Origin of the sequence: Aeromonas rivuli (genome assembly GCF_000820045.1) — a bacterium.
GTDB lineage: Bacteria > Pseudomonadota > Gammaproteobacteria > Enterobacterales > Aeromonadaceae > Aeromonas > Aeromonas rivuli.
Window position 1 is genome coordinate 1 of sequence record NZ_CDBJ01000084.1, and the last position, 322, is coordinate 322.

General features: G+C 66.8%; 1 protein-coding gene. It reads left to right on the forward strand.

All coding sequences use genetic code 11. The features are described 5' to 3' along the window. Positions 1-322 (forward strand): hypothetical protein (locus BN1130_RS22725; protein WP_042043899.1); only part of this gene is annotated, 322 nt, incomplete at both ends.

Sequence of the window (322 nt, forward strand, 5' to 3'; positions counted from 1 at the left end):
GCTGAGCGATGCCGACATCACGGCGGGCAAGGTGGCTTACGAGTTTGACCGCCCGGCGGACGGCGCCGGTCTGACCGTCACCGCCACCCTCGTCGATGCCGCCGGTAACGTTTCGGCAGAAGGTAAAGACAGCGCGGTGATGGGCGACACCACCGCCACTGGCGCGCCGACCGTGGTTATCACCGAAGACACAGATAACGACGGCACCATCGACCGCACCGAAATCAGCGGCAAGGTGAACGTGGAGGTGGGCCTGCCGGCGGAAGCCAAGGCGGGCGACACCCTCAAGGTGAGCGGCCAGGCCGACCGGGTGCTGAGCGAT